The organism is Kitasatospora sp. NPDC059160, assembly GCF_042755465.1.
In the GTDB taxonomy this organism is placed as follows: domain Bacteria; phylum Actinomycetota; class Actinomycetes; order Streptomycetales; family Streptomycetaceae; genus Kitasatospora.
In genome coordinates, this window is sequence record NZ_JBHZCN010000081.1 from 1 (window position 1) to 25,551 (window position 25,551).

13 protein-coding genes are annotated in these 25,551 nt (G+C 75.1%); 7 read left to right on the forward strand and 6 right to left on the reverse strand.

Going from position 1 to position 25,551, the window contains the following annotated elements; all coding sequences use genetic code 11:
* Nucleotides 1-137: 137 nt before the first annotated feature.
* Nucleotides 138-1,151: a zinc-binding dehydrogenase gene (locus ACFXOZ_RS29720; RefSeq protein WP_380531836.1), complete on the reverse strand. Its 1,014-nt coding sequence runs from the start codon at nucleotides 1,149-1,151 to the stop codon at nucleotides 138-140.
* Between the two features lie 101 nt (nucleotides 1,152-1,252).
* Here ACFXOZ_RS29720 and ACFXOZ_RS29725 point away from each other — a divergent pair, with 101 nt between their 5' ends.
* On the forward strand, nucleotides 1,253-1,960 hold the full coding sequence (locus ACFXOZ_RS29725) for a TetR/AcrR family transcriptional regulator (protein WP_380593316.1): 708 nt from the start codon (nucleotides 1,253-1,255) through the stop codon (nucleotides 1,958-1,960).
* Nucleotides 1,961-2,000: 40 nt separating this feature from the next.
* Here ACFXOZ_RS29725 and ACFXOZ_RS29730 read toward each other — a convergent pair whose 3' ends face one another.
* Entirely contained in the window at nucleotides 2,001-2,681 is a 681-nt protein-coding gene (locus tag ACFXOZ_RS29730) for a macro domain-containing protein (protein WP_375890546.1), read from the reverse strand.
* Between the two features lie 255 nt (nucleotides 2,682-2,936).
* On the opposite strand from ACFXOZ_RS29730, the gene ACFXOZ_RS29735 reads away from it, so the two are divergent.
* The 6 genes from ACFXOZ_RS29735 (at nucleotide 2,937) to ACFXOZ_RS29760 (ending at nucleotide 12,469) form a co-directional block, all read left to right on the forward strand.
* Nucleotides 2,937-4,631 carry an ADP-ribosyltransferase domain-containing protein gene (locus tag ACFXOZ_RS29735; RefSeq protein WP_380593317.1) on the forward strand — a complete coding sequence of 565 codons (1,695 nt, stop codon included), beginning with the start codon at nucleotides 2,937-2,939 and terminating at the stop codon, nucleotides 4,629-4,631.
* Nucleotides 4,632-5,193: 562 nt separating this feature from the next.
* Nucleotides 5,194-5,952, forward strand: a complete 759-nt coding sequence (locus tag ACFXOZ_RS29740) for a thioesterase II family protein (RefSeq protein ID WP_380593318.1) — start codon at nucleotides 5,194-5,196, stop codon at nucleotides 5,950-5,952.
* A gap of 80 nt (nucleotides 5,953-6,032) precedes the next feature.
* A complete protein-coding gene (locus tag ACFXOZ_RS29745) occupies nucleotides 6,033-7,688 on the forward strand; it encodes a condensation domain-containing protein (RefSeq protein ID WP_380593319.1) in 1,656 nt (551 codons plus the stop codon).
* Nucleotides 7,685-9,184 (forward strand): lyase family protein, encoded by a 1,500-nt coding sequence (locus ACFXOZ_RS29750; RefSeq protein ID WP_380531851.1) that lies wholly within the window; start codon nucleotides 7,685-7,687, stop codon nucleotides 9,182-9,184. Before ACFXOZ_RS29745 ends, ACFXOZ_RS29750 begins: the two co-directional genes overlap by 4 nt.
* The gene (locus ACFXOZ_RS29755) at nucleotides 9,181-10,191 is read left to right on the forward strand and encodes a kinase (protein WP_380593320.1); all 1,011 of its coding nucleotides are present in this window, start codon (nucleotides 9,181-9,183) and stop codon (nucleotides 10,189-10,191) included. Before ACFXOZ_RS29750 ends, ACFXOZ_RS29755 begins: the two co-directional genes overlap by 4 nt.
* Nucleotides 10,181-12,469, forward strand: coding sequence for a pyridoxal-phosphate dependent enzyme (locus ACFXOZ_RS29760; protein ID WP_380593321.1), 2,289 nt, complete (start codon nucleotides 10,181-10,183; stop codon nucleotides 12,467-12,469). Before ACFXOZ_RS29755 ends, ACFXOZ_RS29760 begins: the two co-directional genes overlap by 11 nt.
* Nucleotides 12,470-12,588: 119 nt before the next feature.
* On the opposite strand, the gene ACFXOZ_RS29765 is transcribed toward ACFXOZ_RS29760, so the two are convergent.
* The 4 genes from ACFXOZ_RS29765 to ACFXOZ_RS29780 all read right to left on the reverse strand — a co-directional run bounded on the left by ACFXOZ_RS29765 (nucleotide 12,589) and on the right by ACFXOZ_RS29780 (nucleotide 25,501).
* Nucleotides 12,589-17,754: an amino acid adenylation domain-containing protein gene (locus ACFXOZ_RS29765; RefSeq protein ID WP_380593322.1), complete on the reverse strand. Its 5,166-nt coding sequence runs from the start codon at nucleotides 17,752-17,754 to the stop codon at nucleotides 12,589-12,591.
* 66 nt (nucleotides 17,755-17,820) lie between these two features.
* The gene (locus ACFXOZ_RS29770; RefSeq protein WP_375890533.1) at nucleotides 17,821-19,095 is read right to left on the reverse strand and encodes an MFS transporter; all 1,275 of its coding nucleotides are present in this window, start codon (nucleotides 19,093-19,095) and stop codon (nucleotides 17,821-17,823) included.
* Nucleotides 19,092-19,844 (reverse strand): thioesterase II family protein, encoded by a 753-nt coding sequence (locus ACFXOZ_RS29775; RefSeq protein WP_380593323.1) that lies wholly within the window; start codon nucleotides 19,842-19,844, stop codon nucleotides 19,092-19,094. Before ACFXOZ_RS29775 ends, ACFXOZ_RS29770 begins: the two co-directional genes overlap by 4 nt.
* A gap of 65 nt (nucleotides 19,845-19,909) precedes the next feature.
* Nucleotides 19,910-25,501: an amino acid adenylation domain-containing protein gene (locus ACFXOZ_RS29780; protein ID WP_380593324.1), complete on the reverse strand. Its 5,592-nt coding sequence runs from the start codon at nucleotides 25,499-25,501 to the stop codon at nucleotides 19,910-19,912.
* Nucleotides 25,502-25,551 lie beyond the last annotated feature (50 nt).

Genomic DNA, 25,551 nt, shown 5'->3' on the forward strand with positions numbered 1-25,551 from the left:
CCGGGGCGGGTGCCGCGGTCGCCGCGGTTGTGGCTGTTGCCCCCGGTGTTGTCGCCGGGGGGGGGGCGGGCCGCGGCGGGGGGGGCGCCCGGCCCGGTGCCGTGCCCGGCTCAGTCGGGCAGGTGCGGGGGCGCCGGTCAGGGCTTGAGGACGAGGCGGATGGGGTTGCCTTCCTTGCGCTCCAGGGCCTGGACGGCGCGGGCGGCGTCGGCGAGCGGGAAGGTGCCGCTGACCGAGCGGGCGAAGTCGAGGCGGCCGCCGCGGACCAGGTCGACCAGGTCGATGACGTCCTGGCCGTCGGAGCCGTAGTGGCCGAGGATTTGCTGGCGCAGGTAGCTGACCATGGTGCCCTTGGTGATGGTCAGCGGCTTGTCGGTGAGGCCGACCAGGACCAGGCGGCCGCGTTCGCCGAGGGCGGCCACGGCCTGTTCGCGGACGGCGGCGACACCGGCGAAGTCGAAGGCGGCGGCGAGGGGACGGCCGGCGGTGGCCGTGCGCAGGCGGTCGGCGAATCGGGGGTCGGTGGGGTCGAGGGCGGCGTCGGCGCCGAAGGCGAGGGCGCGCTCGCGGGCGGCGGGGAGCGGGTCGACGGCGACGATCGGGAAGGCGCCGATGGCGCGCAGCAGTTGGACGCCGTGGGCGCCGAGTCCCCCGACGCCCCAGACGCCGACCGGCTCGGCGGGTCGGACGGCGCCGGTGCCGGTGATGGCGGCCCAGGGGGTGGAGACCGCGTCGGGGATGAAGCAGGCCTGCTCGAAGGGGAGTTCGTCGGGTATCGGGACGAGCGTGGTGGCGGTGGCGAGGGCGTACTCGGCCCAGCCGCCGTCGTAGTCCACGCCGCGGGTGTGCACCCGGCCGTTGCGGGTCTCGCCGGCCTGGAGCAGCACCCGGTCGCCGACGGCGGCGGTGGTGACGCCCTCGCCGAGGGTGTGCACGGTGCCCGCGACCTCGTGGCCGAGGGTGACCTTGTCCCCGTCGAGGAGGAAGGGCTTGAGGGTGCCGTCGATGAGGTGGACGTCGGAGAGGCAGACGCCCGCGGCCTCGACCTTGATCAGCACCTCGCCCGGGCCGGGGGTCGGGACGGGCACCTCCTCGACGGCGAACGCGCCCTTGGTGACGTCGAGGCGGCCGGCGAGCATCGTGGCGGTCATCGGGACTTCCCTTCTGCCGGGGGTGGCGGGGCCGGGGGAGTGCTCCGTCATCCCAAACTTGCTTGTTGGCCAACAAGCAAGTTCAACCCTAGCATGGTGCCATGCCCACGCACGATGACCCGGACACCCGCGCGACCGCTCCGCAGGGGCCCCCGCCCCGCCGCACCCAGGCCGAACGGCGCGCCCACGCCGAGGCGGCGCTGATCGCCGCCGCCGCCCGGCTGATCGCCGAGCACGGCAGCACCGGGGTCACCCTGGCCAGGGTGGGGGAGGAGGCGGGTTTCAGCCGGGGGCTGGCCACCCACTACTTCGGCTCCAAGGCCGCGCTGCTCGCCCGGCTGCAGGAGGAGGCGCTGGCCGAGGCGATGGCGGCGGCCGCGCCCGAGCGCAGTGGCGCCGGGGCGGCGGAGGAGCTGTGCCGCTTCGCCCGGGGCGTGCTGGAGGGCGTGCGGCACCCGACCGACCTGGGCCGGGCCTTCGTGGTGCTGGGGGCCGAGGCGCTGGCGGGCACCTCCGAACTGACGCCGGCGGTGGCGGAGCTGGACGCCCGGACGCGCGGCTGGGTGGCGGACGTGGTCGGCCAGGGCCTGGCGGACGGGGAGCTGCGGGCCGGGGCGGGCGCAGGGGTGGAGGTCGGAGCCGGGGTCGGTCCCGGCGCAGGGGTGGATGCCGGGGCCTTCGCGTTCGCCTTCGTGGGACTGCTCAAGGGGCTGGTGGTGCAGGCGGCGGCCGCGCCGGAGGCCTTCGACGTGGCGACGGCGACGGTGGAGGCGGAGCGCTGGATCCGCTTGGCGCTCGGCGCGGCCTGAGGGCCGGCGGGGCTTTCGACGGAACTGCCGGCGGAACGGACTACCGCCCGGAGCGGCTGCGGGCCGGGGGCGTCGCGATGCGGACCCGGGTGGTGGCAGGCGCCTGCTCCAGGTCGTCCAGCTGGGCGAGGATGGTGGCGCGCAGCTCGTCGTCGTCCTCGAACCGGTGGTCCTGGAAGAGGGTGTAGCCCGTCCACATCAGGTTGGCGCACACCCGGGCCGGCACCCGGCCGGTCTGCGCGCCCATGCCGACCAGGGCCACCGACCGGATGCTGTCCGGCACGAGCAGGTTCTGCCGGTGGACGGCCTGGAAGGCGGCGGCGCAGGCGAGGGCGACGTTCAAGGTCTCGCTCACGTTCTGCGAGGAGGTCTGCATCGTGGGCGCCGAGATCAGGAACTTCGGGTTGACCGCACCGGAGGGCACGCAGACCGCGCTGCCCACCGGCAGCGTGCCCGCGTGGGCGCTGCGTATCCTCCGCTGCACCTTCAGCTGGATGCCCGCCCCCAGGTGGCGCTTGATCGCGGCGTCCGCCCCGCCGTCCATCCGGCCCTTGGAATTGGTCGGGCTGACCCAGGCGTCGACCTGCTCGGTGAGGATCGAGCCCTGCCGGATCTCGATGCCGGGGGTGTCGGCGAAGGCGGCCCGCCAGGACTCGACCACCGAGGCGTTGAGGTCCGTCAGTACCACCCTGAGCGGGGACTGCGCGCGGTCCGTCGTCATGCGGCAACTCCTTTCGTACGGGGAGGGGTTCTCCCTGTCGTTCTCCGTGTCGTTCTCCCGGTCGAATCCGACGCTAGCGGGTGCCACTGACAATCCGTCCGGGGCCGTTCGGGCTGGTGGAGCGCCGGGTGGACCGTCGGGTGGAGCGACGGGTCGGAATGTCGGTGCGGGCTGTTAGGAAGGTGTCGTCCGCCGGAGAGCTGACGGACCGTCATTCGACGCCTTTCCGTGACCCGACCAGCCCGGAGTACCACCATGAGCGCTGCCGACACCTCCGCCACCGACCAGCCCGGAACGAACGACCCGAACGACCCGTTGGCCCTCGCGGAGCTGTTCCGGGGCGGCGGCGAGCCGTGGCTCCCGGTGCTCAAGCCGGTGATCGAGGCGCAGCCCGGTGCGGCCTCGTTCATCGGCCCGGAGCGCGGGTCGGAGGTCGTGCCGGTCCGCGAACTGACCTTCCAGGCGCTCAAGCCGCACGCCCCGCACCGGTGGAAGGTGGTGGTCTTCGGGCAGAACCCGTACCCGCGCCCGGAGAGCGCCACCGGCATCGCGATGTTCGACAACGCCTTCCACGACTGGAAGGACAGCCAGTTCGGCCGGGTGATCAGCATTCGCTGCATCATCAAGGCCGCGGCGATGTGGAAGTACGGCATACCCAAGAAGACGCCGATCGCGGACATCCGCGCGCTGTTGAAGAAGGAGGAGACGGTCCAGCCGCCGGAGTGGTTCCAGGCGATGCTGACCCAGGGCGTGCTGCTGCTGAACGCGGCGCTGACCGCCAGCGCGGACGGCGCGATGGGCCCGGAGCAGCACACCGGGTTCTGGCGGCCGGTGGCCGAGCGGATCGTGGAGGAGATCCTGCGGGCCAAGCAGCAGGCGGGGGAGGAGGACCGGGGGGTGGTCTTCGCCTGGTGGGGTGCGCACGCGCGCAGCTTGAAGAGCGTGGTGCAGCGGTTGGAGAAGAAGTACCCGGGGGTCGAGGTCCGGCACATCGACCACGCCAACCCGGCGGCCCAGGGCGACATCTTCTGCGACAACGAGCACTTCGCCGCGGTGAACGCCGCGCTCGCCTCGCTCGGCGCGGACGGGATCGACTGGCTGCCGAGCAAGGGCTGGGACGCCGCCGCGGCCGCGGCCGGGGGCGCCGACGGCGGTGTCGCCGAGCGGATGGGCGCGTTCATCGCGTCCACCATGGAGCTGCACCAGCTGTACCTGGACCGGCTCGCCGGGGTGAAGGACGAGGGTCTCGATCTCCCGGCCATCAGCGGGGTGTTCGACACGCCGCTGATGGACTTCCGGGAGGCGGTGGCCCCGGTGGCCGAACTGCTGCGCGGGCTGGACCGGCACGTCACGTCGTCGCACGAGTTCGGCAGGCGGCGGGCGGACGAATGGGCGGCGGAGCGCGCGGCCGGGCAGGTGGCCGGTCGGGCGGACGGGCGCGGGGGCCCGGGGGTGCCCGACGGGCTGTCCGCGGACGCGATCGCCGCGCTGTACCTGTACACCTGCGAGTCGGCGTTCTACCGGGAGATCAACGCGGTGCTGCGCTCCCCGGACCGGGCCCGGCTGGTGCCGTACCTGCCGTACCTGCGGCTGCTGTTCGGGGCGGTGTCGCAGCTGCCGGTGCGGACGGAGCCGCTCTGGCGCGGGGTGGCCCTGGACCTGCGCAAGCAGTACCCGCTGGGGCGGACGGTGACGTGGTGGGGGGTGTCCTCCTGCACCTCCGAGCCGGGCGTGGCGAAGTCCTTCCTGGGCAGCCGGGGCAAGCGGACGCTGTTCGAGGTGCGGCCGCTGCGCGCCACGGGCATCCAGCGGTTCTCGGCGTTCACGGGGGAGGAGGAGTACATCCTGCTGCCCGGCACCCAGTTGGAGGTCACGGACGTGCAGGTTCAGCGCGGCGGGCTGTGCACCGTGACGCTGACCGAGGTCGCGGGGGCGCCGCTGGTGTCCTGAGCCCGTGGCCCGGACGCCCCGGACGCCCCGGACGCCCCGGACAACCCGGACGGCCCCGACGCCCCGGCGCGCCAACGCCCGTTCGCCGAGCGGCCGTCCGGGCGGTCGGGTTCGTGGACCGACCGCCCGGGCGGCGGGGGCCCTCGCCCGGTCCGGTCCGGCCCCCGCCCGGTCGGCGCCCGCCTGCCGCCGGGCCGTGCCGTACGGGGCGCCGCCGGATAAGCCAATGGGAGTTCCCCGCGAGTTGCGCCCCGATTCCCGGGCGCGGTGGGCGGGTTGTCGAATCGACCCATTCGGGAGGGGGCGCTGCCGCCCGCTGGCCGGTTATCGCCAACTATTGAGCGTGCTCACTCAGCTGAGGTACAGTCATCAGCGGTTGATCGGCACACTATTCATCATCCTCGATGGCAGAACCGACCAGGCGGCACGACCGGCCTCCGCAGAGCGGCGATCCAGTGACGGATCGAATGAGTTCTGACATCTTTTCCAGAAAGGCCGCTTCGGAGACCATGGACTTTCCGGACGACCTCGGGCCAAAAGCCGGACTTCCTGGATGGCGCCCGTGAACGGCCAGATACTCCCCGACAAATGGTTCGTTTCCCGAGAATTGCGTCCGGAGGCGCCGGTCAGGCTCGTCTGCTTCCCCTATGCGGGCGGCGCCACGTCCATCTACGCCCGCTGGCCGGCCGCGCTCGGCCCCGAGGTCGAGGTCGCCGCGCTGGCCCTGCCGGGCCGGGAGCGCCGCCTCGGTGAGCCCGCGGCCGTCGACGTGGAGCGGATCGCCGAGGCCGTCGCGGCCACGGCCGACCGCCCGTACGCGCTGTTCGGCCACTCGATGGGCGGCCTGCTGGCCTTCGAGGTGGTCCGGTGGCTGCGCCGGTCCGGGGCCGAACTGCCCCTCCACCTCTTCGTGTCGGGCTGCCCGCGGCCCGACCTGCCGCGGGGCGACGACATCTTCGACGGCCTGTCGGCACTGCCGGACGACGCCATGCTCCAGCGGCTGGTGCGCGGCGGTGGCCTGCCCGCCTTCGTACTGGACGAGCCGGAACTGCTGGAACTCGTCCTGCCCGTCTGCCGGGCCGACTTCGGCTGGTTGGACGCCTACGACTGCGGTGACGAACCGCCGGTGCCGGTACCGATCACCGCCTTCGTCGGCAACGAGGACGCCTCGGCCCGGCCCGAGGACGCGGCCGGCTGGGCCGCGCACACCACCGGACCGTTCGCCCGACACGTCCTGCCGGGCGGTCACTTCTTCCTCGACGACAACCTGGACGCGATCAGCCGGGCCGTTCGTGCCGGGATCGGGAGCCCCGTGGCGTGACGCCGCGGGCCCCGGCAGGGGGCCCCGAGACAGGCAGGCCCCAGTCCGCGACGGTTGGAACGACGAGGTCAGGAACTGCGATGGCGGATGGAACCACCGGGTCGGCCGGGCCCGGGGCGGAGGGGGCGCGGATCGCCCGGGCGGCCCACGGCCAGGAACTGGTCTGGCGGACCGGCCGGCGCTCCGGGGGCCTGCTGCTCCAGCACGTGGCCGACACCTTCCGGTTGGACGCCGCGGTCGACGAGGAGCAGGTCCGTTCGGCGCTGGCCGCGCTGACCGCCCGGCACACCGCGCTGCGGACCTCGGTACGGGTGCTGGACGGCGAGCTGCGGCAGGTGGTCCACCCGGGGATCGACCTGCCGGTGGAGTTCACCGACCTCAGCGGTCCGGACGACGGCAAGCGCGCCGAGCGGCTCGCCGAGATCGCCGACCAGGCTGCCGTGCTGCCCTTCGACCCGGCCCGGGCGCCGCTGTGGCGGGCCGTCGCCGTCCGGCTCGGTGAGGCGGACTGGGCGGTGGTCCTGGTCGCCCACCAACTGGTCTGCGACCCGGCCTCGTTGTTCCTGCTGAACGCCGAACTCGCCGAACTGTGCGCCGCCGAGGAGCAGGGCCGGGCCCCGGTGCTGCCGGACCGGCTGCTGGACTTCGCCGACCACGCGGACCGGCAGCACGGGCGGGACCGGTACGAGCGGGCGCGCCGGCGCGGGCGGGACCGGCGGTACGACCAGGACCGGCAGTTCGAACGGGACCGGCCGGAACCCCACGCGGACACGGCCGAGTTCTGGCGCTCCCGGCTGGCCGGACGGCCGTCCGGGCACGGCCTCCCGCTGGACCGGCCCCGCCCGGCCGTCCGCGCCTTCGCGGGCGCCGAGGTCCGCGCCGAGTTCCCGTCCGGTCTGGCGGCCGCGCTGCGGGCGGGCGCCCGCCGGCTCGGCGGGTCGCCGGCCCCGGTGCTGCTGGCCGGTTACGCGGCGCTGCTGCACCACCGCTCCGGCCGGACCGACCATCTGATCGGCGTGCCCGTCTCGGGCCGGCGCGGCCCCGAGACGCTGTCGCTGGTCGGGGCGCTGGCCGGCCAGGTGGTGCTGCGGCTGGACACCTCCGGCGACCCGTCCTTCGCCGCGCTGGTGGAGCGCGTCCGGGACGTCGCCTCGGCCGCCTGGCAGCACCAGGAGCTGCCCGTCGCGGAGTTGGCGGATCTGGCGGACCTGGAGGACCTGGAGGACCTGCAGGACGTCGCGGAGCAGGCGGAGCCGTCCGCCGGGCAGCCGCCGGGCGCGCCCGTCCACCAGCTGGCGTTCACCCTCGCCGAGGGCGAGCTCGGCGCCCCCTGCGGGTACGCCGAGGACGACCTGCTGCTCGAAGTGGCCGACCGCGCCGCCCGGTTGGTGTACGACACCGAGCTGTTCGCCCCCGCCACCGCGCGCGCCCTGCTCGACGACTACCTGGCGCTGCTCGCCGCCGGTCTCGCCGAGCCGGCCGCCCCGCTGTTCGGCCTGCCCGCGGCCGCCGCCGACCGGACACCTGCTGCCCGCCCGGCACCCGCCACCGGCCCGGCACCCGCCACCGGCCCGGCACCTGCCACCGGTCGGACCCCCGCCGCCCGCCCGGCATCCGGCGCGGGCGGGGACGGCCGGGCCGAGAGTTTCCCCACCGGCAGCCCCGGACCGGCCGGGCCGGAGGGTCCGGGCGAGGGCCGGTCCGCCCCATCGGTTCTTCTGAGGAGCACGCAATGACGGTGACCGGTCGGATCGTCGGCATCCCGAGCGAGGTGTGGCACGAGGAGGTGCTGGCACCCCAGTTCGCCTACGAGGCCGAGCACCTGCTGCGGCACTACGTGGCGATCGAGAAGGTGCTGCTGCTGGAGTACCGGCGGATGGAGCTGGTCGACGGCCCCGGCACCGCCGCGATCGCCGCCCGCCTGGACACCGTCGACCAGGACGGCATCCGGGCGAACCCGAGCGAGAACATGTCGGACATCTCCTTCGCCCTGGAACGGCACGTCGCGGCCGGCCCGGTCCCGCCGTTCGCCGCCTGGCACGCCGACCGCAGCCGCAACGACCTCCAGGTCTGCGCCCAGCTGCTGTCCGCCCGCGAGCAGGTCCGGGCGCTGGCCGCCGACCTGCTGGCCTTCGACGCGGCCGTCCGGGCGCTCGCCGCGGGCGCCGTCGAGGTGCCGATGCCCGGCTACACCCACGCCCAGGCCGCCCAGGTGATCAGCCCCGGCTTCTACCTGGCCGCGCTGTCCAGCGAGACGCTGACCGCCGTGCGCCGACTGCTGGCCGCGTACGACGAGATCGACGCCTGCCCGCTGGGCGCGGGCAGCATGGCCGGGCAGGAACTCGACTGGGACCGCTCCCGGATGGCCGGGCTGCTCGGCTTCGCCCGGCCCCAGCCGCACGCCCTGGTCGCCGTCGCCTCGCGCGGCTGGGCGCTGGCGATCGCGGCCGAGGCGGCGAACTTCGCCGTCGCGCTGAGCCGCTTCACCACCGACCTGATGGCCTGGGGCGGCAGCGCCCACGGCTTCCTCGACCTCCCGGACGAGCTGTCCGGGATCTCCGCCGCGATGCCGCAGAAGAAGAACTTCCCCGTGCTGGAGCGGATCCGCGGCCGCTGCGCGCTGGTCGCGGGCAGCGCGGCCGAACTGGCGGCGGCCCAGCGCAACACCCCGTACACCAACACCGTCGAGGTGTCCAAGGAGGCCGGCGCCCACCTGCGGGTGCAGACCGAGGCGCTGCGCTCGACCCTGCGGCTGGCGCACGCGGTGGTCACCGGGCTGGTGTTCCGCACCGACCGGATGCGGGCGGCCTGCGAGGGCGAGTTCCTCGGCGGCTTCACCCTGGCCAACCGGCTGACCCTGGACGAGGGCGTGCCCTGGCGGACGGCGCAGATCATCGCCGGGCGCTACATCAAGGCCGCGCTGGACAAGGGCCTGGCCCCGGCCGACGGGGACGCGGCGCTGCTGGCGGCGGTCGCGGAGGAGGCCGGGCACCGGCTGGCCGGGCCGCAGGCGCTGCTGGCGGCCTCGCTGAGCGTCGAGGCGGGCCTGCGCGCCAAGACCTCGGTTGGCTCGACCCACCCCGACCAGGTCCGCGCCACCCTCGCCGAACTCGATGCCGAGCAGGAGCGGTTGACCGAGTGCTGGGCGGAGCGGGCCGCGGTCGCGGGGGCGGCCGCGGACGAGGTCACGGCGCTGCTCGCGGCCCCGGCGGACTCCCCGGCGCAGCGGTGACCCCGCCCTCCGCCGCGCGCCCGCCCTCCGCCGCGCGCCCGGCCCCGGCGGCGGCCCCGTCCGCCGGCGCCGTCCCGCCGCCGCGCCGGCCGTCCTTCGCCTCCCCCCGCCCCGGCGTCGACCTGCGCACCGGCTCGGCCCGCGCCTTCGGCACCTTCGGCGAGCTGCTCCAGGGCGCCCTGCCCGGCGGCCAGGAGTTCCTGGTGACGCTGCCGGTGGACCGCTGGGCGCGGGCCCGCTTCCGGCTCGACCCGGGCGGCCCGCTGCGGGTGTTCCCCTCGCACAAGACCAAGACCCGGCGGGTGGCCGAGGCGATGCTCGCGGCCTGCGGGCGCCCGGCCGGCGGGGTGCTGCTGCTGGACGGCGACCTGCCGGTGGGCAAGGGCATGGCCAGCTCCTCGGCCGACCTGGTGGCCACCGTGCGGGCGGTCGGCGCCGCGGTGGGCCTGGACACCTCGCCCGCCGAGGTGGAGCGCTGGCTGCGCCCGATCGAGCCGACCGACGGGGTGATGCACCCCGAGGTGGTGGCCTTCGAGCACCGCGAGGTGCGGCTGCGCGAGCGCCTGGGCGGCCTGCCGGAGGCGACCGTGGTCGCGGTGGACGAGGGCGGGCTGCTGGACACGGTGGCGTTCAACCGGGTGCCGAAGGTGTTCTCCCCGGCGCAGCGCGCCGAGTACGCGGAGCTGCTGGCGGAGCTGGGTGCGGCGCTGCGGGCCGGGGACCTCGCGCGGGTGGGGGCGGTGACCACCCGCAGCGCGGTGCTGAACCAGCGCCTGGCGCCCAAGCGCAACCTGGACGCGGTGCTGGCGATCGCCGAACGGGTCGGCGCCGCCGGGGTGGTGTGCGCGCACAGCGGCACCCTGCTGGGCGTCCTGCTGGACGAGAACGACGCCGACCACGGGCCCCGGCTCGCCGCCGCCCTGGCGGCCTGTTCCACCCTGCCCGGCACCACCACCACGGTCCGGGCCCTCACCCTTCAGGACATGGAGCTTGCTGATGCGGCATGAATCGATCGTCGACGCCATCGGCCACACGCCACTGGTCCGGCTGCGGGTGCCCGCGCCGGAGGGCGTCGAGGTGTACGCGAAGCTGGAGCTGGCGAACACCTTCGCGATGAAGGACCGGGTGGCCCGGCAGGTCGTCACCGAGGCCCGCCGCTCCGGGGCCCTGCGGCCCGGGGCGCCGATCGTGGAGAGCTCCTCGGGGACGATGGCGCTCGGCCTGGCGCTGGTGGGCACCCACCTCGGGCACCCGGTGCACATCGTCACCGACCCGCGGATCGACCCGATCACCCTGGCCAAGCTGCGCACCCTGGGCTGCGAGGTGCACGTGGTGTCGGCGATGGGCGACCAGGGCTGGCAGTCGGCCCGGCTGGACCTGCTGGCCGAGCTGATGACCGGTCTGCCGGGCGCGTTCTGGCCGCAGCAGTACTCCAACCCGCAGAACCCGGCGGCCTACCGGGGCCTGGCCGAGGAGCTGGTGGACGACCTCGGCACGGTGGACGTGGTGGTGGGCTCGGTGGGCAGCGGCGGTTCGCTGTGCGGGACGTCCCGGGCCCTGCTGGAACGTTTCCCCGAGCTGACGGTGGTCGGCGTGGACGCCGTCGGCAGCGTGCTGTTCGGCCAGCCCGACGTACCGACCCGGCGCCAGTCCGGCCTCGGCAACAGCCTCTACCCGGACAACATCGACTACCGGCTGATCGACGAGGTGCACTGGCTCTCCGACGACGAGGCCTTCGACGCGACCCGGGCGCTGGCCCGGGAGCAGAAGATCTTCGCCGGGAACACCTCCGGCTCGGTCTACCGGGTGCTGACCCACCTGGCGGCGCACGCCGCGCCCGGCACCAAGCTGGTCGGCATCATGCCGGACCGCGGCGACCGCTACGTGGAGACGGTGTACGCCGCCGACGCCGTGGTGTCCGGCACCGCCGTGGTGTCCGGCACCGCCGCGGAGGCCGGCGCCGACCGGACCCCCGTGATCGCCACCGAGCCCACCCCCGTCCGCTACGGCGAGCTGGTCAGCACCTGGTCGTACGCGCGGATCTCCCGCCGGGAGCGCCCGCTGCTGTTCTTCGTGGAGTCCAACACCACCGGCACCGGCATGCTCGCGCTGACCACGGCCGTGCGGCTCGGCCTGGAGCCGGTGCTGTTCGTGGTGGACCCGGCCCGCTACCAGGGCCTGGCCGAGACCGGCGCCCGGGTGGTGGTCTGCGACACCGACGACCCGGAGGCGCTGCGCAAGGCCGCCGAGGTGGCCGCCGGCGACCGCGAGGTGGCGGGCGTGACCACGACCAGCGAGTACTACCTGGTCCAGTCGGCCGCACTGGCCGAGGGGCTGGGCGTGGCGGCCAACCCGGCGGCGGCGCTGGCCGCCTGCCGGGACAAGTCGGCGACCCGGCGCACCCTGCTGGCGCACGGGGTGCGTCAGCCCCGGTTCGCCGAGGTGCGCGACCCGGCCGAGGTCGAGGCGGCGGTCGCGGCGGTGGGCCTGCCCTGCGTGGTGAAGCCGGTGGACGAGTCCGGCTCGCACGAGGTGCTCTGGTGCGAGGACGTCGCCACCGTCGCCGAGCAGGCCCGCAAGCTGCTGGCCGTCACCCGCAACGTGCGCGGCCAGGCCAGCGCCGGGACGGTGCTGGTGGAGGAGTACCTGACCGGGCCGGAGTTCAGCGCCGAGATGTTCCGGGCGGACGGCGGGACCTCCTGCGTCGGCATCACCCAGCGCACCGTCAGCGAGCTGCCGTACTTCGTGGAGACCGGGCACCTGTTCCCGGCGGTGCTGCCCGAGGAGACGGCGGCGGCGATGGCCGACACCGCCCGGCGCGCCCTGGAGGCGGTCGGCCTGGAGCGCGGCCCGGCGCACGTCGAACTGCGGCTGACCGCCGACGGGCCGGCCGTGATCGAGATCAACGCCCGGCTGGCCGGCGGCATGATCCCGGAGCTGATCCGGCCCGCGACCGGCATCGACCTGCTGGACCAGCAGATCCGGGCCGCCGCCGGGCTGCCGTTGAACCTGACCCCGGAACGGTCCCGTTCGGCCGGGATCCGGTTCCTGATCGCCGCCGGGGAGGGCCGGCTGACGGCCGTCGAGGGCGTCGAGCGGGCGGCTGCGGTCGCCGGGGTGGAGCGGGTCACCGTGACGGCGGCCGCCGGGCGCGCGGTGCGGCCGGTCCGCGAGGCGTACGACCGGCTGGGGCACGTGATCGCGGTCGGGGACGGTCCCGAGGAGGTGGGCGAGGCGCTGGACGCCGCGCTGGCCGAGCTGACGGTCGTGGTCGAGGCCGAGTAGCCGGAGTACGAGTAGGCGGCGTACGAGGAATCGGCGTACGAGGCGTCGGAGTACGAGGAATCGGCGTACGAGGGAGGGCCGGCGGACCGCTCAGCGGCCGCCGGCCCTCCCGTCGTGGTTCAGGCCCCGGGCGTGGGCCGCGGGCCCGGGCGGCGCCGGCGCACCACGGCCGGCTCCTCGGCGGCGTCCGGCTTCGGCGTCCGGTCGACCAGGGCCGCCAGCGCCGCGATCGTCGGGTGCTCGAAGCAGGCGCTCAGCGGCAGTTCGACCCCGAGGTCGCGGTGGATCTCGGCGAGCATCCGGATCGCCGCCAACGAGTGGCCGCCGAGGACGAAGAAGTCGTCCTCGATCCCGATCCGCCCGGTCTCGAACAGCTGCTGCCAGATCGCGGCCAGCGCCCGTTCGGTGGCGGTGCCCGGCGGGGTGCGGTGGCCCTCGGCGCCCTCCTCCGGCGGGACCCGCAGCGCCTTGCGGTCGGTCTTGCCGGAGGGCAGCGTGGGCATCGCGCCGAGCACCACGAACCGGGCCGGCGTCAGGGCCTGGGGCAGCGAGCGGGTGCAGTGCGCCCGCAGTTCGGCCGGGGTGGGCCGGGCGGCCGGGTCGGCCGGGTCCGCCGGGGAGACGAAGGCGACCAGACGCGGCCCGGAGACCGCCGAACGGTCCACCACCACGGCCGCGTTGGCGACCTTGCGGTGCGCCCCGAGGACGGACTCGATCTCGCCGAGCTCGATCCGCACCCCGCGGATCTTCACCTGCCCGTCGCCGCGGCCCAGGTAGTGCAGCTCGCCGTCGGCCGTCCACCGGGCCAGGTCGCCGGTGCGGTACATCCGCTCGCCGGGCGCGCCGTACGGGCAGGGCAGGAAGCGGTCCGCGGTGAGGTCGGGGCGGCCCAGGTAGCCGCGGGCCAGGCTCGCCCCGGCGAGGTACAGCTCGCCGGTGACGCCCGGCGGGACGGGGCGCAGCGCCGCGTCCAGGACGAACAGCCGGGAGTCGGTGATCGGTTCGCCGAGCGGCGGCGCGGCCTCCGGGCGCAGCGGGCCGGACAGGGTGCCGAGCACGGTGGTCTCGGTCGGCCCGTAGGCGTTGTGCAGCCGGTGCTCGCGCCCCCACTGGGCCACCAGCTCGGGGCCGATCGCCTCGCCGCCGCTGACGATCGCGCGCAGCGCGGGGTAGTCGCGGGCGGGCAGGGCGGCCAGCGCCGTCGGGGTCAGCACGGCGTGGCTGATCCGCCGCTGTCCGAGCAGGACGGCCAGCTCCTCGCCGAGCACCGGGTGCGGGGGCGCCACCACCAGGACGGCCCGGGACCGGAAGGCCATCAGGAGTTCCATCACGTACATGTCGAAGGTGGGGGACACCTGCTGGAGCATCCGGGGCTGCTCGCCGCCCGCCGCCGCGGCGGCCGTCTCGGGCAGCAGGACGGCGCGGTGCAGCTGCTCGGCGAGCGGGGCCAGCCCGGCGTGGGTGACCACGACGCCCTTGGGCTGCCCGGTGGACCCGGAGGTGTACAGCACGTACGCGGCGTTCGCCGGGTGCACCGGAGCGGTGGCCGGGCGCTCGCCGGAGCGCTCGCCGAGCGCGTCCAGCAGGTCGGGGTCGTCCAGCAGCAGGGCCGGCGGGGCGTCGGCCGGCAGTGCGGCGGCGCCGTCCTCGTCGGTGACCACCAGCGCGGCCCCGGCGTTCGCGAGGATGAAGGACAGCCGCTCGACCGGGAACCGGACGTCCAGCGGCAGGAAGGCGCCGCCCGCCTTGGCGACGGCCAGCACGGCGAGCACCAGCTCCCCGCTGCGGGGCAGCGCGAGGGCGACGGTGCTCTCCGGTCCGACGCCGCGGGCGAGCAGTTCGGCGGCCAGCCGGTTGGCCTGCTCGTCCAGCTCGGCGTAGCTCAGGGTGAGGTCGTCGGTCTCCAGCGCGGGGGCGTCCGGCGCGGCCGCCACCGCCTGCTCGAACAGCTCGGCGAAGGTGGCCGCGCCGGGCCCGGGCAGGCCGGTGCTCCAGCTGCCGAGGACGGCCTCGCGCTCGCCGGGGAGCAGCAGCTCCCAGTGCGAGAGCGGCAGGTCGGGCTGCGCGGTGGCGGTCTCCAGGGCGAGCAGCAGCCGCTGGGCCAGGGCGGCCCCGGCGGCCTCGTCGAAGAGGTCGGCGCTGACCGTGAGCACGCCGCCGATGGTCGCGCGGGCGCGGTCCTCCGTCAGTTCCACGGTGATGTCGAACGGGGTGGCGGGGGTGCCGAGGTCGAAGGGCTCGGTGGGCAGTCCGCCGAGCGCCGGGACCGGCTCGGGCTCGCCGTTGAGGCTGGCCATCACCTGGAACAGCGGGTTGCGGCCGTGCCGGCGGGGCGGGTTGAGGGCGGTGACGATCTCGTCGAAGGGCAGGTCCATGTGGTCGTGCGCGGCCAGGTTGGTCTCCCGCACCCGGGCGATCAGGGTGCGGAAGCTCGGGTCGCCGGAGGTGTCGGCACGCAGTACGGCGGTGTTGATGAAGCAGCCGATCAGGTCGTCCAGCGCCTGGTCGGAGCGCCCCGCGGTGGGGGTGCCGAGCGGGATGTCGGTGCCGGCGCCGAGGCGGGTGAGCATCGCGGCGAGCGCGGCCTGGAGCACGATGAAGACGCTGGCGCCGTGCTCGTGGGCGGCGGCGGTGATCCGCCGGTACAGCTCGGGGCCGGCCTCCACCCGGGTGGGCAGGCCGCGGAAGGTCGGCGCGGCCGGGCGCGGGCGCGCCCCGGGCAGGGCGAGCTCCTCGGGGAGCCCGGCCAGGGTCTTGGTCCAGAACTCCAGGCTCCGGCCGAAGGGGCTGCCCGGATCCTCGGCCCGGCCCAGCTGCTGCGCCTGCCAGAGGGCGAAGTCGGCGTACTGGATCGGGAGTTCGTGCCAGCCGGGGGCCCGGTCGGCGGCCCGGGCGGTGTAGGCGGTGGCCAGGTCGCGGCAGAGCGGGGCGAGCGAGAGGCCGTCGCAGGCGATGTGGTGGACGTCCACCAGCAGCACGTGGGAGCGCGGGCCGGTGCTGAACACGTGCAGCCGCAGCGGGACTTCGGTGGTCAGGTCGAACGGGGTCTCCAGGGCGTCCCGCAGGGCCTGCTGGAGGCCGTTCGGGTGGATGGCGCTCGCCCGGACCACCTCGGCGACGGCCTCGGGCGGCTGCACCGACTGGCGCGGCGCGCCCGCGTCGGCGGGGAAGACCGTCCGCAGGATCTCGTGCCGGCGGCCGAGGTCCGCGGCGGCGGCGGCGAGCACGGCGAGGTCCAGCTCGCCCTCGATCCGCACCGCCAACGGCATGTGGTAGAAGGCCTGTTGCTGCCCCAACCGGTTGACGATCCAGATCCCGCGCTGGGCCATCGACAGCGGCAGCAGCTCGGGCCGGGGCCCGGTGGCGGCCGGGATCGCACTGCGGGCGGAGGTCTCGGCGGGGGCGGCGGCGGCCTCGTCCAGCAGCTTGGCCAGGTCGGCGAGGACCGGGGTCTTGAGGACGTGGCGGACGGACAGCTTGACCGACCACTGCCGGCGGATCCGGGCGACCAGCCGGGTGGCCAGCAGCGAGTCCCCGCCGTCGCGCAGGAAGTCGGTGTCCCGGCCGACCTGCTCGGTGCCCAGCAGCCGGGACCAGATCGCGGCCAGCGCCCGCTCGGTGGCGGTCGCGGGGGCGGCGGAGCCGTCGGTGGCCGGCCGGGCGCCCGCGGCCCGCTGCGGCGCCTCGACGGCGTCCTCGATCCGGCCGTCGGCCAGCACCCGGGCCCGGCGCCCGCTCGGCTCACCGGCCAGCAGCAGCTCGCCGTACACCCCGGTGGGCGCCCGGTTGCCGTAGCGGTCGCGGACCTCCGCCTCGGCGCCGTCCGCCTCGGCGGGGCCGTGGGCGCCCAGCGCCACCGCGCCGACGCTCGCCGCGCCCTCGGCCAGGAAGGCCTCCAGCAGGACCAGGTAGTCGGCGGCGAGCCGCTCCACCGTCTCCCGCTCGAACAGGTCGGTGGCGTAGTCGAAGGTAAAGCCGACCTCGTCCGCGGTGTAGCTCACCGCGAGCTCCAGGTCGAACTTGGCGGAGTCGTTGCGCATCTCGACGATCTCCACCGCCAGGCCCGGCAGCTGCGGCGGCGGCACCACCTGGTTGACGCTGCACATCACCTGGAACACCGGGTTGCGGGACGGGTCCCGGACCACGCCGAGCGCCTCCACCACCCGGTCGAACGGCACGTTCTGGTTCGACAGCGCCTCCGCCGCCACCGTCCGCACCTGGCCGAGCAGTTGGCGCAGGGTCGGATCGCCGGCGAGGTCCACCGGCACGGCCAGGGTGTTGGCGAAGTAGCCGATCACCGGCTCCCACTCGGCCTGCGGCCGGTTGGCCACCGGCACCCCGACGACCACCCGCTCCTCGCCGTTGTAGCGGTGCAGCAGCGTGGCGAGCACCGTCACCGCGGTGGCGAACAGCGAGGCCTCGTGCCCGGCGCCCCAGGCGGCCAGCCGCCGCTGGAGGTCGGCCGGGACGGGCACCGTGACGCTGGCGCCCTCGCCGCTGAGCAGCACCGGCCTCGGCAGGTCGGCCGGGATCCCGGCCTCCTCCGGCAGCCGGGCCAACTGCTCGCGCCAGAACGCCAGCTGGCCGCGGTAGAGCTCCACCGTGGCCGGCTCGGCCTCCCAGGCCGAGTAGTCGGCGTAGCGCACCGGCAGCGGCGCCAGGCCGGCCGCCGGGCCGCCGACCCGTTCGGTGTAGCAGGCGCCCAGCTCCTGGAAGAACAGCCCCTCCGACCAGCCGTCGGTGATCGCGTGGTGCATGGTGACGGCGAGGTGGTGGACCGGCGCCGCCCCTTCCGTACCGGAGCGGATCAGCTTCGCCCGGAACAGCGGCCGGCCGGCCAGGGCGAACGGGAGCCGGCTCTCCTCCTCGATCAGCGCGACCACGGCCGGTTCGCCGAGCTCGGTCAGGTCCCGCTGCTCCCACGGCAGTTCGTCCGGATCGAGGAGCAGCTGGAAGACCTCGTCCTCGTCGCCGGCGAAGGTGGTGCGCAGCCCCTCGTGCCGGGCCACCAGGTCGCCGACGGCCAGCCGCAGCGCCCCGGTGTCGAGCTCGCCGACCAGCCGGAGCCGGAACGGGACGTTGTAGGTGCTGTTGGGGCCGTTCAGCTGCTCCAGGAACCAGAGCCGCTTCTGCGCCAGCGACGCGGGCTCCCGCCCGTCGCCCTGGCGGGGGGCCGGGACGGCGGCGGTCGCGGGGGCGGCGGCCGCGGAGCCCGCCTCCTCCGCCAGCGCCTGGGCGAAGACGGCGTCCAGCGTGGCGCGGCCGACCGCGTCGGTGTCGTTCAAGAGACCTTCCTGGCCTTCCTGGTCGTGGGGGCGTACGGGTGCCGGGCACTGCGGTCCGACGGGGGGTCAGGCGGCGGCGGGGGCCGGGGCGGGGAGCTCGGTGGGGATGCCGGTGGCCCTGCGGACCGGGGAGAGCGCCAGCAGGACGGCGGCGATGCCGATGCCGCCGGCGCAGACCACGATCGCCCACTGGGTGCCCAGCCAGGTGCCGAGCCCGCCGCCGGCCATGGCGCCGAACGGCGTGCCGGCCATCACGATCATCCGGGTGGAGGCGTTCATCCGGCCCTGCATGGCGTCCGGGGTGATCGCCGAGCGGTAGCTGCGGATGTTGACGGCGCTGGCGATCACCAGCACGGCGTAGGCGACCTGGACGAACATCAGCATCGCGAAGGCGACGGCGGTGGGCATCACCGTCGCGGCGGGGATGACCAGTTCGACGCCGGTCATCGCCACGGTGCACCAGACCACCATCCGGCCGAAGGGCAGCAGCTTGCCCAGCCGGGCCGCGAACAGGGCGCCCATCAGCGAGCCCACGCCGGTGCCGGCCAGCAGTGCGCCGACCAGGATGCCGGGCAGGTCCAGGGTGCGGGTGATGAACACCAGGAACACCGGGTCGATCGCGATGGCGGAGAAGTTGATCAGGAAGGTGACCAGCACCAGGGTGCGCAGGGTCGCGTTGCCGAAGATGAAGGAGAGGCCCTCGCCGATCTCCTTCCACATCGAGGACGGCGGGCCGTCGGCCGGGCGCTCCGGCACCGGCTCCTTCTTGCGGATGCGCAGGGTGCAGGCCGCCGCCAGCCCGAAGGCGAAGACGTTGACCATGATGACCACCGGGCCGGTGAGCAGCTGCACCAGCAGGCCGCCGAAGGTTCGGCCGCCGATGTTGGAGACCGAACTGCTCATCTCCAGCTTGCTGTTGCCCTCGACCAGGTCCTCGCGCTCGACCAGGGCGGGCAGGATGGAGGCGTTGCCGATGTCCGAGACGGTGCTGCAGGCGCCGGTGCCGAACACCACCACCAGCAGCAGCGGGACGCTCAGCAGGTCCGCCCAGGACAGCAGCGGGACGGAGAGCAGGATCAGCGAGCGGACGGCGTCCGCCGCCACGATGATCATCTTCTTCGGCCGCCGGTCCAGCCAGACCCCGACGAACAGGCTGATCAGCAGGTAGGGCAGGAACTCGGTGGCCAGCAGCAGGCCCATCTGGAACACCGAGGCGCCCAGGCTGACCGCGGCGATCAGCGGGACGGCCACCGCCACCATGTTGGTGCCCAGCATGGAGAGCGTCTGGCCGGCCCAGAGTCTGCGGAAGTCCGCGTGGTCCCACAGTCCGTTGAGCTTCATGCCGCGGGTCCTTCCGAGGTCATCGCGCGGCCCATCAGGTCCAGCAGCGGTTGCGGGGCGGCGAGGAAGGCGTGGTGGCCGCCGTCCAGGAGGTGTGCGTGGTGCCGGGCCGCCGGGACGTACCGGCTCCAGCCGCCGAGCTGTTCCGGGCGGATCTCCACGTCGTGCTGCCAGCCGACCGCGTGCACGGCGCAGCCGAGCGGCTCGGGGGCGTCCAGCCGGTAGCGGCGCTGGGCGGCGAGGTCCTCCTCCAGCACGTCCAGGGCCACGTCGAGGAAGTCCGGGTCCATCCTGGTCCCGGCCGCCTCGGCGAGGACGTTCAGCTCGACCGCGAGGTCGTCCCGCTCCAGCCACAGCCAGCGGCCGAACGGGGCCTCGTCGGGGGCGAGTTGGGAGGACATGAAGAGCGCGGTCAGCTCCTTGCCGTGGACCCGCTCCAGTTCGAGCGCGGTGGCGAAGGCGGAGAGCGCGCCGCCGCAGTGCCCGAAGAAGCCGGTCGGGCGGTCCACCAGCGGGGCCAGCGCCGCGGCGGCGGCGGTGGCCAGGTTCTGGTAGGTGACCGGGTGCGGCTCGCGCAGGCGGTTCTCCCGCGCGGGCAGCTGCACCAGGCACACCTCGACCTCGCCGATCCGCTCGGGCCAGGCGCGGTACATCGACGCGCCGGTGCCCGAGTACGGGAAGAGGAAGATCCGTGCCGGGGCGTCCTCGGATGGGGGGCGGAACAGCCATTTGCCCGCGTCGGTCTGCATGGCGCCGTGAACTCCTTGTTCCCGTCGATTCGGTGGTGGGGCGGTGGTGCCGGGGGTGGTGCCGGTCAGCCGCCGAGCGCGGCGGCGCCGAGGACGTCCGCGACGGCCCGTACGTGCGGCTGCCGGACCAGGCCGTAGTGGTCGGTGTCGAGGCGGTGCAGCCGGAACCCGCCGGCCACCACCGCGCGCCAGGCCTCGGCGCTGCCCAGGGCCCGGCCGTCCCGGCTCTCCAGGTAGACCACGTCGCCGGGGTGGCGGCGCGGCCGGTAGGCGTGGTGCGCCCGCAGGTTGGCGGCGAAGACGCGGTGGCGCGCCTGCCAGGCCTCGCTGCCGGACTCGTCCGGCGGGGCACCGGTGAGGGCCAGGGTGTCCTGGAGCAGCGCCTCGGTGGTCCGGTCGTCGTCCAGTGCGTCGAGCTGTCCGGGCGCGGGGAAGGCGGCGTCGACCATGCAGAGCGTCACCTCCCGCCCGGCCGTGGTCAGCAGGCCCGCGGCCTCGAAGGCCAGCACCGCGCCGAAGGACCAGCCCGCCAGGTGGACCGGCCCGGCCGGGTGGTCCCGGACGATCCGGGCCACGGCGGCCGCGGCCATCTCCTCGACGGTGCTCCCGACCGGCTCGGCGCAGTCCAGCCCGGACACGGCCAGCCGCGGGTCGAGGGCGCCGGCCAGGGCCAGGTAGCCCAGGGCGCTGCCGCCGACCGGGGGGAACAGCCACAGCGGCTCGGCGGGGCCGGGGCGCAGCGCCAGCACCTCCCAGCCGTTCCCGGCCGCGGCCGGTGCTGGCGCGGTCAGCAGGGCCGCCAGGCGTTCCACCGTGTCGTGGGTGAACAGCTCGGCGACGCCCAGCCGGCGGTCGAAGTCCCGGCGCAGCCGCCCGATCAGCCGGACGGCGGCCAGCGAGTGCCCGCCGACCTGGAAGAAGCCCTCGTCGGCGCCGAAGTCCGCGGTGCCCAGCACGTCCGTCCAGGCGGCCGCGACCAGGGCCTCGGCCGGGTCGAGCGGACGGGCGGGCGCGGCGCTGCGGGCGGCCCGGCCGGGGGCCGGCAGCCGCTTGCGGTCGACCTTGCCGCTGACGGTCAGCGGCAGCTCGGCGAGCGGCTCCCAGAGCGCGGGCACCATGTGCCCGGGCAGCAGGCGCTCGGCGTGCCGGCGCAGCTCCGCGGGCGGCAGCCCGGCGCCGGGCCGGGCGGTGTAGTAGCCGATCAGCCGCTCGCCGTCGAAGGTCACCGCGGCCGAGCCGCAGTCCGGGTGCGCGGACAGCACGGCCTCGACCTCGCCGGGCTCGACCCGCATGCCGCGGACCTTCACCTGGGCGTCGCCGCGCCCCAGGTACTCGATCGCGCCGTCCGGGCGGCGCCGGGCGAGGTCGCCGGTGCGGTAGAGGCGTTCGGTGCCGCCGTCCGGCCAGGTGTGCTCGACGAAGCGCTCGGCGGTGAGGTCCGGGCGGCCGTGGTAGCCGTCGGCCAGGCCGACGCCGCCGATGTGCAGCTCGCCGGTGACGCCGACCGGGACGGGGTGGCCGGCCGGGTCGAGCAGGTGGATCCGGGTGTTGGCGATCGGCCGGCCGATCGGCACGGTGTCCGCGTCCTCGCGCACGCAGTGCCAGTACGTCACGTCGACGGCCGCCTCGGTGGGGCCGTACAGGTTCGCCAGGGCGGCCTTGGAGCGGTCCAGGAAGTCCCGCTGGAGTTCGGCCGGCAGCGCCTCGCCGCTGCACACGACCTGGCGCAGCGCGGTGGCGGCGGACAGGTCGGCGGCGTCCAGGAAGGCCCGCAGCATCGAGGGGACGAAGTGCGCCACGGTGACGGACTGCCGGGCCAGCACCTGTTCGAGGTAGCCCGGGTCCCAGTGGCCGCCGGGCTCGGCGACGACCAGCGCGGCGCCCTCGCGCAGCGGCCAGAAGAACTCCCAGACCGAGACGTCGAAGGTGTACGGCGTCTTCTGCAGCACCCGGTCCTCGGCGGTGAGCCGGAACTCCTCCTGCATCCAGTCCAGCCGGTTGGCGATCGCCCGGTGGGAGACCACCACGGCCTTGGGGCGGCCGGTGGAGCCGGAGGTGTGGATGACGTACGCCGGGTCGCCGGGCCGCACCCCGACCTCGGGGGGCGCGGCGCCGGGCGCGAGGTCGTCCGGGACGAACTCGACCCGGACGTCGGGCAGTTCGAAGCCCTCGGTGCCGGCGGCGGTGAGCACCACCCGGCAGCCGGACTCGGCCAGCAGGGCGGCGGTGCGCCCGGCCGGGTCGGCCGGGTCCAGCGGGACGTAGGCCCCGCCGGCCTTGAGCACGGCGAGCAGCGAGACCACCAGCTCCGGGGAGCGCTCCTGGACGATCCCGACGTGGTCGCCGGGCCGGACGCCGAGGGCGGCCAGCCGGTGCGCCAGGGCGTCGGCCCGGCCGTCCAGTTCGGCGTAGTCCAGCACCCGGTCGCGGAACAGCACAGCGGGGGCCTCGGGCCGCTCGGCGGCCCGGCGGGTGATCGCCTCGTGCAGCAGGTGCGGGCCGGGGCGGTCGCGCTCCGTCCGGTTCCACCCGTCCAGTTCGGCGAGTTCGGCCGGGGCCAGCAGCGGGGCGGCGGTGGGGGAGGCGGCCGGGTCGGCCAGCATGGCCCGGAGCACGGCCACGTGGTAGCCGAAGTACCGGTCGGCGTCGGCCGCGGCGATCCGGTCGGCGTCGTAGCGCAGGCCGAGCCCGATCAGGTCGGTCGAGGTGTCGCGGTAGAACTCCGAGCCGAGCAGGAAGTCGGTGGGGGTGTGGCTGTACTCGTCCAGCACCTCCACCTCGTCGGTCGGGACGTCCGACTCGTTGCGGAAGTGGGTGTAGTTGAAGAAGGTCTCGAAGGAGGCCGCGCCGGCCACCCGGCCGCGCAGCTCCGGCATCGGGAAGCGGCGGTGCGGCTGGATCGCGAGGTCCGTGGCGGCGACCTGCCGGATCAGCGCGGACCAGCTCTCGGCGGCCACCCGGCAGCGCACCGGGAGGGTGTTCAGGAACAGCCCGACCACCCGGTCCCCGTCCGGCTCGGCGATCCGGCCGTTGTAGACCGCGCCGGAGACCACGTCCTCGGAGCCGGTCAGCAGTGCGATCACCCGCAGGTGCGCGGTGAGCAGCACGATCCGCACCGGGACCTGCAGGCGGGCGGCCAGCACGCCGAGCCCGGCGGACAGTTCGGCGGGCAGCTCGCGCGGCACCACCGTCATGTCCGGTACGCCGGTGCCCGGGGCGGCCGGCACGGAGCCGAGCGCCAGGCCGTCCAGCTGCGCCTGCCAGAAGGCGAGTTGCTGCGGGTCGCGGACGGCGGCGCGCTCCAGGGCGACGAAGGAGCGGTAGTGGGCGCGGGGCGGCGGCGGCAGGGCGGCCGGGCCGTCGGCGAGCGCGGCGAGGTAGAGCGAGAGCAGCTCGCCGAACAGGATCCGCTCGCTCCAGCCGTCGATCACGGCGTGGTGGACCACCGTCCACAGCTGGACCTCGTCCTCGGCCAGCCGGGCGAGGTGGTAGCGGATCAGCGGCGGGCGCTCCCAGTCGAAGAGGTCGCGGCCCTCCCAGTCGGTGCGCTGGTCGATCAGGGCCCGCTGCTCCGCCTCCGGCAGCCCGCGCAGGTCCTCGAAGCTGACCGGCGGGTGGGCGATCCGGGCGTGCACCACCTGGAGCGGTTCGGTGAAGCCGCCGGGCGCGAAGGAGGTGCGCAACAGCTCGTGGCGCTCCAGCAGTCGGGCGACGGCGGTGCGCCAGGCCGCGGCGGAGAAGGCCACCCGCAGCTGGCTCACCAGCACGTCGTGGTACATCGCGGTGTGCGCCTGCTGGCCGCTGCGGTAGAGCATGCCGGACTGCAGGGCGGTCAGCGGGTACGCGGCGACGGCGTCGGCGGGCAGCCGGGGCCGGTCCTCGGCCGCCACCAGGTCGAACGGTCCGGTGGCGGGCGTGCCGGCGCCGGCGGGCTCGGTGGCCCGCACCAGCGGGGCCAGCTCGCGCACGGTCTGGTTGCGGAGCAGGTCGCGGACCCGGAAGCCGAGGCCGCGGGCGCCGGCCCGGGCGACGATCTGCACGCTGCTGATGGAGTCGCCGCCGAGCTCGAAGAAGTTGTCGTCGATGCCGACGGCGGGGCGGCCCAGCACCTCGGCCCAGACCTCGGTGAGCACCCGCTCGGTCTCGTCGCGCGGGGCGGTGTCGGCGGGGGCGGCCTCGGGCTGAGCGGAGGCGGCCTCGGTCTCGGGGTTGATCTCGGTGTTGGTCTCGGTGAAATCGCTTGCGGGAGAGGTCAGTTCGGCGGCTGCCGACGCGGTGTCGGAGCCGAGGAAGTCGGTCAGCGGGCGGTCCGGCTGCTCGGCGGCCAGCTCCAGCACCCGGGCGTAGCGGGCGCCGAAGTCGGCGATCCACCCGGGCGAGAAGCGGTCGGCCCGGTACTCGAACTCGGCGACCGCGCCGTCCGGGGTGCGGTTGACCTGGAGGGCGAGCTGGTACTTGGCGGTGACCGACGGCACCTCGACCGGCCGGAACTCCAACTCCCCGGCCCGGACCGGCTCGAAGAAGTCCTCGCCGACGGTGAAGGCGACCTGGAAGACCGGCGAGTGGTCCTGGTGCCGGGTCGGCCGGACGTCCTTGACCACCGTCTCGAAGGGCACCGCCTGGAGGTCCTGGGCGCGCAGCACGGCGGTGCGCACCCGTTCCACCAACTCGCGGAAGGTGCGCGGGCCGTCGAGGTCGGTGCGGACCGCGACCATGTTGACGAAGCAGCCGACGGTCCGCTGGAACTCGGTCCGGCTGCGGTTGAGCGCGGGGGTGCCCACGATGACGTCGCGCAGGCCGGTGCGGTCGGCGAGCAGCAGGTCGTAGGCCGCCAGCAGGACGGTGAACAGCGTGGTGCGCTGCTCGGTCGCGAGCGCGGCGAGCCGTTCGACGGCCGGGCCGGGCAGCGGGAGGTCGGCGGTGCCGCCGGGGGCGGTGGCGGCGGCCTCCCGGTCGGCGGCGGTGGTGCGGCCGGTGGCGCGGTGGGTCGGCCGGACGTCCCCCGGCAGTTCCAGCACGGGGAGTTCGCCGGCGAGCAGTTCGACCCAGGCGCGCCGGGCGCGTTCGCCGGCCGGGCTCTCCAGCCACTCGTCGTGCCAGAGCGAGTAGTCGCCGTACTGGTACTCGACCTCGGGCAGGTCGGGCTCGGTGCCGGTGGTGAACGCCCGGTAGTGGGCGATCAGTTCGTCGCGCACCAGCTTGGCCGACCAGCCGTCGAAGACGGCGTGGTGGCAGCAGAGCGCCACCACGTGGCTGCCGTCGGCGCAGCTGAGCACACCGGCCCGGACCAGCGGGCCGCGTTCCAGGTCGAAGGGGGCGCGGGCGGCGTGCGCCATCCGCTGTTCGCGCTCCTCCGCGTCCCGGCAGGTGGCCAGGCGCCATTCCAGCCTGGGTTCCGGATGGACGACCTGGAGGAGTCCCTGTTCGTGAATGCGGAAAGTGGTGCGCAGTGCCTCGTGCCGTGCGAGCACGGCGGTCACGGCATTCCGGAGTGCACGGATGTCGACCGGTCCCCGGACTTCCCAGAAGCACGGGATGTGAAAGGTCGGTGCGTCACCCACGGTCTGCTGTGCGAGGAAGAGTTGCTCCTGGACCTTCGACGCCGGGAACGGATCCTCGTCCGCGGCGTCCGATTGGGCGGGGAACTCGCTGTCCACGGCTCGTAGACGCCCTTTCCTCCTGGGTATGGAGACACCTCCGCGTCCCC